This window comes from Paenibacillus sp. GSMTC-2017 (assembly GCF_016019935.1).
GTDB lineage: Bacteria > Bacillota > Bacilli > Paenibacillales > Paenibacillaceae > Pristimantibacillus.
The window spans coordinates 28,643-42,921 of sequence record NZ_JAECMT010000007.1; the positions used below are offsets into that span (position 1 = coordinate 28,643).

Annotated in this window: 14 protein-coding genes; 6 read left to right on the forward strand and 8 right to left on the reverse strand. The window is 42.0% G+C overall.

Annotated elements, in window-relative coordinates; all coding sequences use genetic code 11:
* Window positions 1-16: 16 nt before the first annotated feature.
* The 4 genes from I6N90_RS22215 to I6N90_RS22230 form a co-directional block, all read right to left on the reverse strand.
* The gene (locus I6N90_RS22215) at window positions 17-1,126 is read right to left on the reverse strand and encodes a C39 family peptidase (protein WP_197937911.1); all 1,110 of its coding nucleotides are present in this window, start codon (window positions 1,124-1,126) and stop codon (window positions 17-19) included.
* Entirely contained in the window at window positions 1,126-2,967 is a 1,842-nt protein-coding gene (asnB, locus tag I6N90_RS22220) for an asparagine synthase (glutamine-hydrolyzing) (RefSeq protein WP_197937913.1), read from the reverse strand. The genes I6N90_RS22215 and asnB overlap by 1 nt, the downstream gene beginning before the upstream one ends.
* 69 nt (window positions 2,968-3,036) lie before the next feature.
* Window positions 3,037-4,512 carry a UDP-N-acetylmuramoyl-L-alanyl-D-glutamate--2,6-diaminopimelate ligase gene (locus I6N90_RS22225; protein ID WP_197937914.1) on the reverse strand — a complete coding sequence of 492 codons (1,476 nt, stop codon included), beginning with the start codon at window positions 4,510-4,512 and terminating at the stop codon, window positions 3,037-3,039.
* 25 nt (window positions 4,513-4,537) lie between these two features.
* Window positions 4,538-5,722, reverse strand: a complete 1,185-nt coding sequence (locus I6N90_RS22230) for a carboxylate--amine ligase (protein ID WP_197937915.1) — start codon at window positions 5,720-5,722, stop codon at window positions 4,538-4,540.
* A 270-nt stretch (window positions 5,723-5,992) separates the two neighbouring features.
* Here I6N90_RS22230 and I6N90_RS22235 point away from each other — a divergent pair, with 270 nt between their 5' ends.
* A complete protein-coding gene (locus I6N90_RS22235; protein ID WP_197937916.1) occupies window positions 5,993-6,190 on the forward strand; it encodes an aspartyl-phosphate phosphatase Spo0E family protein in 198 nt (65 codons plus the stop codon).
* Between the two features lie 3 nt (window positions 6,191-6,193).
* On the opposite strand, the gene tadA is transcribed toward I6N90_RS22235, so the two are convergent.
* Window positions 6,194-6,658, reverse strand: coding sequence for a tRNA adenosine(34) deaminase TadA (tadA, locus tag I6N90_RS22240; RefSeq protein WP_197937917.1), 465 nt, complete (start codon window positions 6,656-6,658; stop codon window positions 6,194-6,196).
* Window positions 6,659-6,879: 221 nt separating this feature from the next.
* Here tadA and I6N90_RS22245 point away from each other — a divergent pair, with 221 nt between their 5' ends.
* The 3 genes from I6N90_RS22245 to I6N90_RS22255 are packed head-to-tail and all read left to right on the forward strand — an operon-like array spanning window position 6,880 to window position 10,155.
* On the forward strand, window positions 6,880-8,700 hold the full coding sequence (locus tag I6N90_RS22245) for a PAS domain S-box protein (protein ID WP_332262498.1): 1,821 nt from the start codon (window positions 6,880-6,882) through the stop codon (window positions 8,698-8,700).
* 37 nt (window positions 8,701-8,737) lie between these two features.
* Entirely contained in the window at window positions 8,738-9,421 is a 684-nt protein-coding gene (locus I6N90_RS22250) for an NAD(P)H-binding protein (protein ID WP_197937918.1), read from the forward strand.
* 32 nt (window positions 9,422-9,453) lie between these two features.
* Window positions 9,454-10,155 (forward strand): pseudouridine synthase, encoded by a 702-nt coding sequence (locus I6N90_RS22255; protein WP_197937920.1) that lies wholly within the window; start codon window positions 9,454-9,456, stop codon window positions 10,153-10,155.
* 100 nt (window positions 10,156-10,255) lie between these two features.
* On the opposite strand, the gene I6N90_RS22260 is transcribed toward I6N90_RS22255, so the two are convergent.
* Together I6N90_RS22260 and motA are read right to left on the reverse strand one after the other, a co-directional pair.
* On the reverse strand, window positions 10,256-11,107 hold the full coding sequence (locus I6N90_RS22260) for a flagellar motor protein MotB (protein ID WP_197937921.1): 852 nt from the start codon (window positions 11,105-11,107) through the stop codon (window positions 10,256-10,258).
* Window positions 11,091-11,891: a flagellar motor stator protein MotA gene (motA, locus tag I6N90_RS22265; protein ID WP_197937922.1), complete on the reverse strand. Its 801-nt coding sequence runs from the start codon at window positions 11,889-11,891 to the stop codon at window positions 11,091-11,093. The genes I6N90_RS22260 and motA overlap by 17 nt, the downstream gene beginning before the upstream one ends.
* 168 nt (window positions 11,892-12,059) lie before the next feature.
* Here motA and I6N90_RS22270 point away from each other — a divergent pair, with 168 nt between their 5' ends.
* Together I6N90_RS22270 and I6N90_RS22275 are read left to right on the forward strand one after the other, a co-directional pair.
* Window positions 12,060-12,353, forward strand: coding sequence for a hypothetical protein (locus tag I6N90_RS22270; RefSeq protein ID WP_197937923.1), 294 nt, complete (start codon window positions 12,060-12,062; stop codon window positions 12,351-12,353).
* Window positions 12,354-12,501: 148 nt separating this feature from the next.
* Window positions 12,502-13,737 (forward strand): EAL domain-containing protein, encoded by a 1,236-nt coding sequence (locus I6N90_RS22275; RefSeq protein WP_197937924.1) that lies wholly within the window; start codon window positions 12,502-12,504, stop codon window positions 13,735-13,737.
* Between the two features lie 16 nt (window positions 13,738-13,753).
* On the opposite strand, the gene I6N90_RS22280 is transcribed toward I6N90_RS22275, so the two are convergent.
* The gene (locus I6N90_RS22280) at window positions 13,754-14,272 is read right to left on the reverse strand and encodes a GNAT family N-acetyltransferase (protein ID WP_442950981.1); all 519 of its coding nucleotides are present in this window, start codon (window positions 14,270-14,272) and stop codon (window positions 13,754-13,756) included.
* Window positions 14,273-14,279: the final 7 nt, after the last annotated feature.

Consider the following 14,279-nt stretch of genomic DNA (forward strand, 5'->3'; position numbering starts at 1 on the left):
CTATCTTCTTACAAGATTAACCCTTTACGATTAACGCATGGCTGCCCATTTCTACATAACTATTGAAGAAGGTATCTGCATTGTAAGTCACTTGTCCTGTTAATGGATTCATGACATTTACCGTGTTGCTTGTAGCGTCATAGCCGTTCAGTACGACAACATGGAGGTTAACGGGTGCTTTGAATTTTTCATTGGTCTCATTCAAATACCAGGAATAGGTGACCTTTGGTGGAGACAGGTCTAGCGTAATCCATGTGACAACTGGAATGCCGCTGTTCAGCTTTTGCAATATATCGCTACGTGAACTTCCGCTTATATCTTCTGCAGTGTTAACGCCACTTCGGTCGCTCAAGTACTTTTCGGCTGCAACGATAATAGGTGGCGCGTAGCTGAAAAATCCGCCAGGCTGTTCTCTTGGATCCCCCGCGTAAGCTTTATAAGGATCGGCACCGTACAACTTACCATTTTTTTTCGTCCAAGGCTGCTTAGGCAAATAGTTATCTGCCATGTCGAGCTTATCTGCATCGTAACCATAATAATTGAGTACAGCAGTTAGTGAAGTGATCTCACAGCCGTTCGGAAGCTCAGGCTTTTGCATAATCGTGTCTACATTCATGTAGACGCTCTTAATCTCAATCGTTCCATCGTCTTTGCGTACAACGTCTTTGATATGGCTTTCAAGCTTACTTTTATTATCAACCGTGTGACTCGGAGCCGAAATTTCAATTCTCGTTTCCTGTTCGTTCGGTTCGTACACAGCATTAATGTCTACCTGTTTAATTTTGTAGGATGTTCCATAATTGAAAAGCCCGGATGTTGCCTTACCCGTTGAATCTGTTCGCACAGTTTCTATGATAGCAGACGTCATCTCTTCGATGATGGCAAACTCCGTATTAGCGATAGGTAAACCTGTGTCAGCATCTACACTAGTAAAGGTAATTTTACCTTGAGCAAGCTTAGGTTTCTTAGATTCTGCTGGCTTTTCCTTACCTTGATTGTCGGTAGTGAGCGGTAATCCTACAGGCTGATCTTGATTAGCAAACTGTGAGTAGATGACGACAACAACTATGATAAGAAGGGATGTAATAAGGAGCTGAACACTCCGTTTTTTGTTTTGTTTCTTCATTAATTAAAAAACCTCTTATACCATACTAGGAAAACATACACCGTCCAAATATAGCGGGCATAGTTAGCTTTCCCGTCATAATGCGAGTCGAGATATTTCATAAGCTCTTCTACATGGAAAAATTGTTTAGCCGTTTCAGACTTGAACTGCTCTTTAACAAGCGAATAGTATTTCTCTTCCTTGAGCCAATGTCTAATTGGCACAGGGAAACCTACCTTCTCGCGGTTAGCCCAAGCATCCGGCAATACTTCCTTCGCAGCCGTTCGCAAAGCATACTTCGTATTGTTTGGATGGATTCTAAGCTTCGTAGGCAATTGCCCAGCGAGCTCCATCACTTTCTTATCTAGAAATGGTACACGTAGCTCTAGCGAATGCGCCAAACTCATCTTATCTGCTTTGAGCAAAATATCACCAGGAAGCCACAGCTTCATATCGAGATATTGCATCTTCGTTACGTCGTCCTTGCCTTGAATGTTGGCATAGACGCCTTTGGTAATGCTTTGGACCGATGGTCCTTGCTTATAATCATCCTTCAGAACCGCAAGCGCATCGGATTCCTCGAATACTTTGGCTTGCCCGATAAAACGTTCCTCAACCTTCTGTCCGCCTTTAACGAGGAAGGCAGTGATACGATTTTTCGGCAATGACTTAGCGAGGAAAGACATTGGCCTTCTAAGCGCATAGGGCAATCGCTCGTACTTCTTCATCGCTGGCGTCGTTTCGTACCAAGCATATCCTCCGAAAATTTCATCTGCGCCTTCACCGGACAACACAACGGTTACATGCTTGCTCGCTAGCTCAGCAAGGAAATATAGCGGAACGGAGGATGGGTTCGATTGTGGCTCATCCATGTGGTACTGGATCGTTGGCAACATGTTGAAGCATTCCTCTGCACTAATCATTTTTCGATGATTCTCAATGTGCAAAATATCCGATAGTTCCTTAGCCAAGTTCGTTTCATTGAACATGCCCTCGTGATCTTGAAAACCGACGGAAAACGTCTTATTTGGCTTAAGCAACGCCGTAATATAGCTGGAGTCAATCCCTCCCGATAAAAAGGAGCCAACTTTGACATCGCTTATTTTATGATAGTCCACAGATTCTCTTATAGAGTCCTTGATTCGCTCAACATACTGCTCTAGTGAACCGTCCTTCTCGTTAAAAGCTACGTCCCAATAACGCGTAGTATCGAGTTTTCCATCCTTATAAATCATATAGTGACCAGGTTTAAGCTTGAACACGCCTTTAAAGAATGTTTCATCGAGTACAGAATACTGAAACGTTAAATAAGGCTTCAGCGCATTCTTATTCAGTTCTTTACGGAAAGCAGAGTGCTTTAGAAAAGACTTAATTTCCGAGCCGAACAATAGAGAGCCATCGCTTGTATTCTGAGTATAGTAAAGCGGCTTAATACCGAAATGATCTCTTGCTATAAATAGGTTGCGAAGATTCTTATCCCATATAGCAAAGGCGAACATGCCGCGCAGCTTTTGAACAATATCAACACCATACTCTTCATAACCGTGAAGGATAACTTCACTGTCTGTTTGGCTGGTGAAAACATGTCCTTTGCTCAGCAGATCTTGTTTTAGTTCTTTATAGTTGTAGATTTCTCCGTTAAAAATAAGAATGCAGCTCTTATCCTCATTATACATGGGTTGGCTGCCTTCTTGGGATAGATCAATAATTTCCAAACGTCGAAAACCGAATGTGACATCATCATCGGAAAAGATACCTCCGCTATCAGGTCCGCGATGAATAATCGTATCCATCATCGCTTGGATAGTTTGTTGCTTGTCAATGTCAGTTTGACTATTAGCAAATCCTACGAAACCGCACATAGTGGGATAACCTTTCCGTTGCATAATTTGAAGTAGATGAATGAGTTAATTTTCCGAACGCCTCATCAATTACTTGCTGCTCATAATTTCGTTGACGATCTCTGCTTCATTGAAGGGGATTTCCGTTTTGCCTATCACTTGTGACGTTTCATGTCCTTTACCAGCGATAAGAATAACGTCATCCTTTTCGCTTATATCGATTGCATATTGAATAGCTTCACGTCGATCAACGATTCCGCGATACGTACCACCAGCAGCTTCTACTGCTGCAGATACTTCTGCGATGATTGTATCTGGATCTTGGTCCTTCGGATTATCCGAAGTGACAATTGCGATATCGGAATAAGCAGCAGCGATTTTACCCATCGCTTGTCGCTTGCCGCTACCAAGTTGTCCTGGGGCAGCATACACTCCGAATACAAGTAGAAGTCGCCCTTTTGTGAACGGCCTGAGTGTAGACAAAGCTTTCTCTAGACTATCTTCCGTATGAGCGAAGTCGACTATGATTTTACGATCATCATCTTGATAGACGACTTCAAGTCGCCCTTTGATGCTTTCAACAGCCCGAATGCCTGCTGCGATTTGATCAAGGCTAATTCCGTTGCAATAGGCGCATGCTACCGCTGCTAAGCTGTTATAGACGTATATAAGGCCAGGAAGGTTGCTCTGGATAGCAATACTGCCTGTTGGTGTATGTGCAATGTAGCTCGTATAATCCGCATATTGACGAATGTCCGTGGCGCGGATATCAGCTTCATTTTCAATGCCATAAGTGACGAGCTTAGCTTGATTGGACGATATCTTGGCTGCAAGGCGTCTGCCATATTCATCATCAATATTAACGATATTGTAGTCGGTCGTTAAATCAAAGAGCATAGCCTTCGCTTCGAAGTATTCCTCCATCGTATTATGTAGCTCTAGATGATCGGGTGTTAAATTAGTGAATATACCTGATTTGAAGCGAGAAGCAGCCGTTCTTTGCAAGCTTAATGCATGAGAAGAAACTTCCATGACACAGTCATGGACGCCTGTTTCGACCATATCGGCAAACATGTGCTGGAGATGCAGCGATTCAGGAGTCGTTGGCGTCGTAGACTTTGTTTTGAGTGACTGATTGCCAACCATCGCCCCGATCGTTCCGATAACCCCTACAGTACGTTTCGATTGCTCCAGGATAGACTTAATAAAATAGGTCGTCGACGTCTTGCCATTCGTACCGGTTATACCTATTAAATTTAAATTCTCTGTAGGATCACTATAGAAACGTGCAGAGGTGTGAGCCATAGCATAGCGAGTATCCGCAACCTTCAAAATGGTAATAGGAGCGTCTACTTTAATATCTTTCTCAACAAGAATAGCAGTCGCTCCAAGCTCGACTGCTCGCTGAATATACTGATGTCCATCTACTGTGAAGCCGGTTATCGCAACGAATAAACCGTTCGGTACAACTTCACGGGAATCGAAGGCGATGGACGAAATATTTGTATTGGTGTCACCTTGTAAAATGCTGAACTCAAGGTGCTCAACTAAGGTAGCCAGCAGCATGCCATCAACCCCATTCTTATATAGACTATCTTCTAAAAAGTTTATTTAATACTTTACCACTAATAATCGACGCATAAGCTAAACCTGGTTTCGGATCGCTCCATTGCCATATTGCGTTTGCTTTCGGTTTGAACAAAGATTTGACGAACTGACCACGAGTCATCTGCTTCGTTTTTATGTAATCACGAACGGCAAGCATATCCTCATAGAAGTACCAGAATACACGATTTGTATCCCAAGTAATGGCATGTGGCTCCACAGGTGATCCTGTTAATTCCCTGTAAGTGATGTAAGGGAAGTTGATGCCTACTTTATACAAAAGATTATTTAGATTCGTTATACGAACATTAATTTCGATCAAATAATAAAGCCCAGTCTCTGCATCTTTTTTGAACTCGATTTCTGCAAAGCCCTTCCATCCAATATTCTCGAGAAAAGCGGCTCCGATATCAAATAGTTCGGGAACATGCCTTTGACCCGTATAGACCGATGCCCCGAAGTTGATCGGATATTGTCGGAATTTCTGACAAGTTAACCAGTGAGTTACTTTGGAATCTTGATTCAAATAAGCATCAAAGGTGTACATATGATCATCAAACCCTGGAATGATCCTTTGAACGATGACTTCTAGGTTAGCATCCTTAGCTTTCGCCAGTGCTTCTAGCAGTTCGGATTCGTTATTAACCTTAAATATTTTGCGTCTAAATTTAGCTACAAATGATGGAGAATCTGTTGGCTTTACGATACAAGGGTACTTTAAAATGGTAGCGATTTTTTCAAGGAAATTGTCTTCGTTCACTCGCACTGTTTCCGGAACATTAACGCCATGTTCTTCCGCAAGTCGGTGAAGCACTTCTTTATTCATTGCCTTTGTATACAGCCCTTGTTCGGTCTGTGGTATTAAATAATAGTTTCTAAGCTCGTCAAGATGTTCGTCGATGACCTCGACGTAGGAATCGTGACAAGGGATAAGAACAGGCGGTTTGCTTTGCTTGCTTGCATAGTCCTTTAGGAAAGCGATAAATGACTTTGTGTCCTCTTTGTAATGAGGTGCAATTAAACGTTCGGACGTATATTTTGACAGCGCGCCATAGGCGTGCTTTTCTGAATAATCTACAGCGACAGTATGTATACCATTAACGCCTAAACAGCGAATGGTGCTGAGTCCAATATAATAATTGCAACCTAGAATAACTGCTTTATTGTTCACAAAAAATCATCCCTCTATCCACGGTGTTATGAAATAATTTTACTGCATCGCTTCCTATATTACAATTGTGCCCATTACGATTAAGAGCCTCTCATAAGTTGAGTAGGACAAAAGCACTAACATTTGGAACAAATGTCTCCTAAATGTCGAATAATGCCTAAAAATTGTAGCTGTTCGTCGACAAGTTTTTACAAACACCACGAAAAGCACGGAGTATAATGGAACTATTACGACATGATTACTAGATAAGGAGCGTGCCTCGAAGCGACCATGGATAAAATATACTTGCTTACACAGTTGCAATCGCTTCGGCAAAAGCTTCATGAAATAGCCGAGGTGCGGGGAAGTCTGACAGATCCGGCCGTCTTAGCTGTTAGTGAAGAGGCAGATCAACTTATCGTAGCCCTTCAATATTTACAGCGTAATGAATTCGAACTTTCTTCTACCCATCGCAATAGACATAGATAATGATTACCGTTCACGCAGCCGACGGAAAAATCGGGTGAGCAACAAAGCGCATTCGGCTTGAAGAACGCCGCTAGTGAGCTCCGTTTCATGATTGAAACGGGGCTCTTGCAGTAGGTTCATTAATGTACCTGCGCATCCTGCTTTCGGGTCGGTTGTACCGTAAACGACCCGCTTAACTCGTGATTGAACAATGGCGCCAGCGCACATTGGACAAGGCTCCAGTGTTACGTAAAGCGTGCAATCGAGCAGTCGCCATGCATGTATTTGTTCACAGGCATCCCTTATCGCAACGAGTTCGGCATGTGCAGTCGGATCAAGACTTGTCTCCCTTAAGTTATGTCCACGCCCAATGATCTCATTGTTTCGGACGATGATTGCTCCAATAGGCACTTCACCAATACTTTCAGCTTTTTGAGCTTCTTTAATCGCTTCCTGCATCCAGTATTGATCTTCTTCTTCTCTTTTCATTGTGATGCTCCTTGTTATGGGGTTTATTATTTATGCAACGAACAAATATTCCGATGTTAACATAGAGTGGATAACTTTGTGGATAATTGCCACAAGTATAAACAGAGTTGTGCACAACTTATTAACAGCTGGGGATAACTTCTGTTGACAGTGTGCACAGGTTGTGAATAGTCATTTGGTTCTACTTCTAACCGATCATCTCACAAAGGAGGTGTCGTTCAGTGTCGATTAAGTCAAAGCTGTCGATAGCCATTACACTCATGTTATTTATTGTAGTCATTTTATACCATCTGCTTAGTGAATATTCGATGGTGCTTGGACTAAAAGATATGATGAATTTATCTATGGAACGTGCTTCGGTACAAGCTACTGACACAATCGAAAGCTACGAAACGCATACATTAAATAGCGACGAGGAAAAGCCAATCGTACCTGAAGCGGTTTTCTCTATTTTGTATAACCTTAATCCACGGATCAAGGAAGTAACGGTCTTTGAGAAAGATACGTTGTCGATTCGTTATGGTACATATACGTATTCTGATGCTAACAACGATAAGTCGTTTGTGCAAGCGCTAAAGTCGGGTGATTTCGTGTCTCGAAGTTTTTCACAGGACGGGAGCAATTATTTAAGGAGCTATTATTTGCCTGAGGAAAAAAGCAATTACGTAGTCAGCATCGTTTACGACAAAGTAAAGCTTGCCACGATGGTAGATCGAAAACGAGATCACACAATTATGTACACCAGCATTTTTCTAATGATTATGGTTGTCGTCATGTATTGGTTAGTTGGCGTTATGATTCGTCCTCTTAAAGATATTTTGTGGAAGGTAAATGAAGTGTCTTCGGTTCGCTTCCACAAGCCAATTCAAATTAAGGGAAAAGATGAGTTTGGTCTGCTAGCGCTGAAGATCAATGCGATGTCACAGAATTTGAGCATATATATGAATAAGCTGAGAAAGGCTTTCGAGGAAAATAGAAGGATGAAGGAGCATCTAGAGTCCTTTATTAATCACTCTAATGATGCTATTCATATTATGGATCTGGACGGAAAGGTCATACAAGTTAACCGTGCATTCGAGCATTTGTTTGGTTATGACGAAGCGGAGGTACTCGGACAGCATTACCCTACTATTCCAGATTCCCATCAGATGGAGAAACGGCAGATGATTGGACTTCTGCTTGCGGGGAAGAAGTTGCCCGCGCAAGAAACAGTTCGAATAACACGGACAGGTGAGATTATTCCGGTTAGTGTTACTGTTTCACCAATTAGAGATACCGATGGCTCGATACGAGCATTTGCAAGCATTTGCCGGGATATGAGAAGCCGTAACCGGATGGAAGAATTGCTGCGTCGCTCGGAGAAGCTGACAACAGTTGGACAACTTGCCGCTGGGGTTGCACACGAGATAAGAAACCCGCTGACAACACTGAGAGGATTTCTTCAGTTGCAACAACAAAGCCATTCGCTTAATCAATCTCATATTAAGCTTATGTTATCTGAGCTAGATCGGATTAATTTGATCGTTGGTGAGTTCCTCATTCTTGCAAAACCTCAGGCAACTAAGTTTGTTATTAAAGATATTAGGGACGTCGTACAGGATGTACTTATTTTCCTCGATAGTGAAGCGCATCTCCATAATATCGAATTTAAAACGATTATTACAGATGAAGAATGCAGCATTTCATGTGAGGAAAACCAATTAAAACAAGTATTCATCAACTTACTCAAAAATGCGATTGAAGCGATGCCAGGTGGAGGCTCTGTACATATTTCTATCCAAAAGAAGAGCAGCAATATCGCAATATCGATTACCGATGAAGGAATAGGCATACCAGAAGATATGATTTCGAAGATTGGTGATCCTTTCTTCACAGCCAAAGAGACAGGAACAGGTCTAGGAATTATGGTGAGCCAGCGTATTATTAATAGTCATCAAGGGACGTTAGATATTCAAAGTCAGGTCAATGTAGGGACATCGGTTAAATTAACTCTACCTGCCTTGAATGAGAATGTGCAGAGCGATATACTACAGGAGGCTTAATGTTTGTGTAGAGGTACCTAGGGGGAAGAGTAAATAGATGGAGCGAAGAGCGGTAATTGTCGGAGCGACAGGTCTCGTCGGTGGAGAACTTGTAAAGTTGCTTCTGAGCAGTAGGCATTATACGAAGGTGACGGTAATTGTTCGTAAAAGACTTTCCATGTCTCATCCAAGACTAGAGCAGCGACAACTAGATTTTAAAGAATTAGGACATACTCCCGCAGAGTTAATAGAAGGAGCAGATATCTACTGCACATTAGGGACTACTATGAAAAAGGCGGGTTCCAAGGAGCAATTTCAACTTGTGGATTATGACTATCCTATGGAGCTGGGTCGACTGTGCAAACGCTATGGTGCAAGAAAGATGCTAATCGTAACGGCAATTGGTTCGAGTGTAAACTCGATGTTCTTTTACAGCAAAGTAAAAGGTAGGGTAGAACAAGATCTTAAAGCACTGCAACTTCCATCACTTCTTATCTTTAAACCATCACTCATTCTGGGGCATCGTGAGGAAACAAGTTTTCGTGAAAGTTTTGTCATTAAAGCTGCAGAGAAGCTATCTTTCCTATTCAATGGGAGATGGAGCAAATACAAGCCGGTAACAGCGAATGGGATCGCACAAGCGATGATTTCAGAAGCATTGACTTGTGATATCGCTCTACATATCATAGAATCTAACGAGATTATATCTTCAGCGAAGAAGTTGCAGAAAATAAAAGGATAGTGTAGGATACGCTACAACGAGGTGAGTCTTCAGTGAGAATCAATAAATTTATAAGCGAAACTGGTTTCTGTTCCCGTAGAGAAGCGGATAAACTGATAGATAGCGGGAAAGTTACGATTAACGGAATTATTGCACAGCTTGGCAGTCAAGCGGAGCATGGCGATGATGTACGGATTAATGGTCGTCGTATTGGTGAACATAAGCGCCATGTGTATATCGCATTAAATAAACCTGTAGGTATTACATGTACGACAGAGCTTCATATTAAAGGAAATATTGTAGACTTTATCGGTCATCCAGAACGAATATTTCCAATTGGACGATTGGACAAAGATTCTGAAGGGCTGATTCTTTTGACGAACGATGGTGATGTAGTTAATCCGATTCTTCGTTCTGAAGGTAAACATGAGAAAGAATATATCGTAACGGTGAACAAGCCTATTAATGAAGTATTTCTTAAAGGTATGTCAGATGGAGTACACATATTGGGCAGTATGACCCTGCCATGTAAAGTGACTAGAGTAGCGGAGCGATCCTTCCGAATTATATTGACAGAAGGTCGCAACCGACAAATTCGTAGAATGTGCGAAGCACTTGGGTTTCAGGTGCATCGACTTAAACGGGTTAGAATTATGAATATCCACTTAGGTGAACTACAGGTTGGCAAGTGGCGCAACCTGACAGAAGGAGAACGGTCGGAACTATTCGGTCTTCTCGATTACAAACCGAACTGAATACGTTTATGAACAAAGATAGATTCTCAAATAAATAGCCTCCAATTTCCACAGTTTCATGTGGGTATTGGAGGCTTCTTTATTTATCCGAAGAGCGATATTATTTTTTTACGGTTAGCTTTTGGGGATTGGTGGCATCAACATACGTATGAATGATGGAAACTTCCACACGACGATTTTTGGCTTTATTTTCTTTCGTGTTGTTTTCTGCTATTGGATGGTATTCTCCATATCCAATTGCACTGAAACGTTTAGGGTCAAGCTGTTTGTTCTCAAGCATGACGTCCATAAAGCGAACAGCGCGCATAGAGCTTAGATCCCAGTTGGAACGGAAAGCTCTATTATTGATCGGAGTATCATCAGTGTGACCAGCAACGATAATATTGTATTGTGGATATTGCTGGATCATCTTGCTTATCGCAGTAGCGAGTTCCTTCGAATCTTCTTTAACGACAGCTTGGGCTGGTGCGAACAAAGCGTTGTCACTAATGGTTATAAGCAACTGAGACATATTCAGCTTTGTCTCTAGATCACTAGTGAGACCATTTTTATCAATGTATGTATCGATCTTTTTCTTTAAATCTTCAAGCTCTGCTTGCTCGTGTTTGATTAATTCCTGGAGAGCTGCGTCGGCATCGCTAACCTTCTCATTTTCTTTCTCGTTTTCTTGATCTTTCTGTTTTTCTTCCTCTTTGTCGTCTGCATTGGAATCTGTCTTGTCAGGGTCTTGTCCTTGCTGCACAACTGAAGGAAGTTCTAATATACCACTGCCATTGTTGAGTGCCATACTGAATGCTTTCGACATATCCTCGAATTTCTTCACATCGACAGAATTCATAGCATACAAAACGATAAATAAAGCGAGCAAGAGAGTCAGCAAGTCAGCATAAGGAATTAGCCAAGATTCGTCAACATGTTCTTCATGCTCTTCATGTCTACGCTTTTTGCTCACCTTCGCCCTCCTCCTTCTCTTTCAGCTTCAGACGCTCTGTTGGCGTCAGGAAGACAGATAGTTTTTGGTTAATGGCAATTGTGGACACACCGGATTGAATCGAAAGTAGTCCCTCTAACATCATAAGACGAATTTGAATCTCTGCTTTGGAAATACGCTTCAATCGATTAGCCATTGGATGCCATAGTACATAACCTGTGAATATACCAAGCAAAGTAGCAATAAATGCACCTGCGATTGCATGGGCGAGTTTAGCCATATCACTCATATCAGCTAGAGCTGCAACCAGACCAACAACGGCACCAAGTACACCGAGAGTCGGTGCATATGTACCAGCTTGAGTGAAAATCAAGGCACCAGCTTTGTGGCGATCCTCAGTTGCTGCGATATCTTCTAGAAGGACGTCGCGAACGAGATCTTGGTCGTTTCCGTCTATAATCATGCGCATTCCATTGCGCAAGAAGTTATCCTCGATTTCATCTACGCGTGCTTCAAGAGCAAGTAAACCCTCACGGCGAGTGATCGATGCCCATTCCATAAATTTAGAAATTAATTCTTCACGCGATGGCAGCTTTTGTTCAGAGAAGATGATTTTAAATAAAGCACCCACTTTTTTAAGCTCAGACATAGGAAACGCGATTAGAACAGCAGAAACCGTACCTACTATAATAATCATATAGGCAGCAGGATTGAGCAATGACGACAAATGAGCGCCTTTTAGTACCATCCCGCCAAGTACAGCGATTAGACTTAACACGATACCAATAATTGTTGAGTTCTTCATCATACACCCCGTCCAGTATGTTTACGACATTTCGCGAAAGCGGACTGCACCATTTCAACCTGCGAACAGCCGTTTACACATGTCTACTTCTATTTATATCGTCAAAAGGGTATTCTGAGATTATAGTAAACAACTAGTGATCAATAAATTTAAAAGGATGTGCGGAAAATGGGAGTTCGTCATGCGCGTGAATATGAAGATATTTTGAAGGAATTGACATCTGCTGTAGGAGAAATAGAAGAAAGCTACACCTTTTTTGAGATGGAGCCGGAGGAGTGGGAAGTATTGCCGGTGGAAGATCGACATGAAGTAATGGAGGCACTCGCTGACGACGTCTTTTTTGGACTCGGTTCGAATCCAGTCATTGCAGTAGGCAAAGGAGTTCTTACTTATAATGACAAACATCATATTATTGAAGTGTCGCAAGGTGACAATGTTATTCAAATTGTTAGGTTGATATAGATTTTTGTACATATACGGAGGCGATACGGGGTAAACATCTGACATTGAAAAAAATGTCGAATCTTTACATTATAAGTCGCCTCCGATACAATGGAAGAAATATAATGATAGATATTTTGACATATTAGGTTACGTTAGGGAGGGCGCTATGACAGTCATTCATCCATCGAATTCGCTTCCGAATGCGCTTAATCTCAATGATGAAGTATTAGCGGCCTATTATCAGCCTATTATTGCGCTAGATACTAGACGGATAACAGGGTATGAAGTGCTTGGGAGAGCTGTTGGAAAAGAGTCTGTACGTAGTCTTGGACCGTTTTTCGGGGATGAGTCTATTCCTATGGAGGAACAACTGCAAGTCGATAGAATCATTCGAGAGCAGGCTATTGCAAGACTAGGACAAGAGAAATCGCCGCCCCTCCTTTTTTTGAACTTGAAGCCTAGTTGGATTTATCGGTTTGGACAACTGGGTGAGATGTATACGCTTACTTTACTGAAAAAATATAATGTTGATCCTCGAAGGATTGTCATCGAGATAACAGAGGAAAGTTTCGATGGTTCGATAGATGTGCTTCTTGCTTTGGTTGAAAACTATCGTTCTTACGGCTGCCAAATTGCAATCGATGATGTCGGAAGCGGGTTCAGCAGCGCTGATCGGATCGCACAGATTCAACCGGATCTACTTAAAATTGATATGCATATGGTCAAACGGAGTGCTACTCACAATGGTTATTTCGGGGTGCTTCGATCGTTCTCTGAACTTGCAGAGCAGATCGGCGCTTCTCTTTTATTTGAAGGAGTAGAGACGACAGAAGATCTGGAGCGCGCGATTCAGTCGGGGGCACGTTATGTTCAGGGGTTCCTATTTGCAAAAGCTGAACCGAATTTACGTGATCCATATGACTTCGCTTCTATTATTGATCAAGAATTAATGCGTCATCTTAAGCAATATGCTATGACAGAGAGATACTGGCATAACCGGGCAGAAGGCATGGCCGCCAAGCTGCAAAATATAGTGAATTCATCGGACTCCCCTAATGAATCCGATGTTTGGCTTAGGCAACTGCTTCCTGATTTGGATGAATCTTTTATGCGAATCTACATTTGTAATGAAGAAGGTATTCAAGTATCCTCGGACTATCGCAATGACGCTATAGAAGGTTGGACATCGGAGGAAGACTTCAAACAGCTCAATTGGAGTTGGCGTCCTTACTTTGTACCCAATTTAGTATTATTGAACGAACAACGGCGATCAATTGTATCAAGGGTATATACAGACCTCGATACGCGCGAATGGATACGAACGATTTCGGTGCTAGTACGGAAAGGTTTTATATTATTTGCAGATATTAAGGACTCAGGTAAGCGCGCTAGGAATCGTTAATCGTAACGATACAAAGTTAAGTACTTGGATTGTAGCACATGCAATGGCATTCTTTCATACCATTTGGAGTAGGTCGCATATACGTGTCCGTAATGTGAAAGCCGGCTTTCACATATGTTCGAATTGCTCGTAAATTCCAGGATAGTACCTCCAAATCAATCTCCTGGTCAGGCGTACGGCGAAGCGCTTCCGCAGTAATTAATGCTACAACGGACATACCAAGACCATGACCACATAGATCAGGTCGAAGACCTAATCCGAGTCTTGTTACATTAGACATAGGGAAAAATTGAACGAAGCCAATTAGATGTCCTTGGATGTCTAAGATAGCCGAATATTGTTCCTTACGAAGGACGGGATCGCCAAATTCGATTTCGTCCTTTTTCAATTGCTTCCAAGTTGGCCAGTTATATATATCGTATGGAGGATTGTAGGACCAATTGCATATTTCTATAGCGTGTTCAAGTGCCAAAGGGTGAATAGTCATGTTCGCGCCAATTGAATTATAATTGGAAGAGTTGTTTGTGTTTTTCATGAATACA

Bases quoted from the DNA above. Each gene is read 5' to 3' on its own strand.
- I6N90_RS22280 (WP_442950981.1), bottom strand. From the start codon at position 14,272: ATGAAAAACACAAACAACTCTTCCAATTATAATTCAATTGGCGCGAAC.
- I6N90_RS22215 (WP_197937911.1), bottom strand. From the start codon at position 1,126: ATGAAGAAACAAAACAAAAAACGGAGTGTTCAGCTCCTTATTACATCC.
- I6N90_RS22270 (WP_197937923.1), top strand. From the start codon at position 12,060: ATGGGAGTTCGTCATGCGCGTGAATATGAAGATATTTTGAAGGAATTG.
- asnB (WP_197937913.1), bottom strand. From the start codon at position 2,967: ATGTGCGGTTTCGTAGGATTTGCTAATAGTCAAACTGACATTGACAAG.
- I6N90_RS22250 (WP_197937918.1), top strand. From the start codon at position 8,738: ATGGAGCGAAGAGCGGTAATTGTCGGAGCGACAGGTCTCGTCGGTGGA.
- motA (WP_197937922.1), bottom strand. From the start codon at position 11,891: ATGAAGAACTCAACAATTATTGGTATCGTGTTAAGTCTAATCGCTGTA.
- I6N90_RS22225 (WP_197937914.1), bottom strand. From the start codon at position 4,512: ATGCTGCTGGCTACCTTAGTTGAGCACCTTGAGTTCAGCATTTTACAA.
- I6N90_RS22275 (WP_197937924.1), top strand. From the start codon at position 12,502: ATGACAGTCATTCATCCATCGAATTCGCTTCCGAATGCGCTTAATCTC.
- I6N90_RS22235 (WP_197937916.1), top strand. From the start codon at position 5,993: ATGGATAAAATATACTTGCTTACACAGTTGCAATCGCTTCGGCAAAAG.
- tadA (WP_197937917.1), bottom strand. From the start codon at position 6,658: ATGAAAAGAGAAGAAGAAGATCAATACTGGATGCAGGAAGCGATTAAA.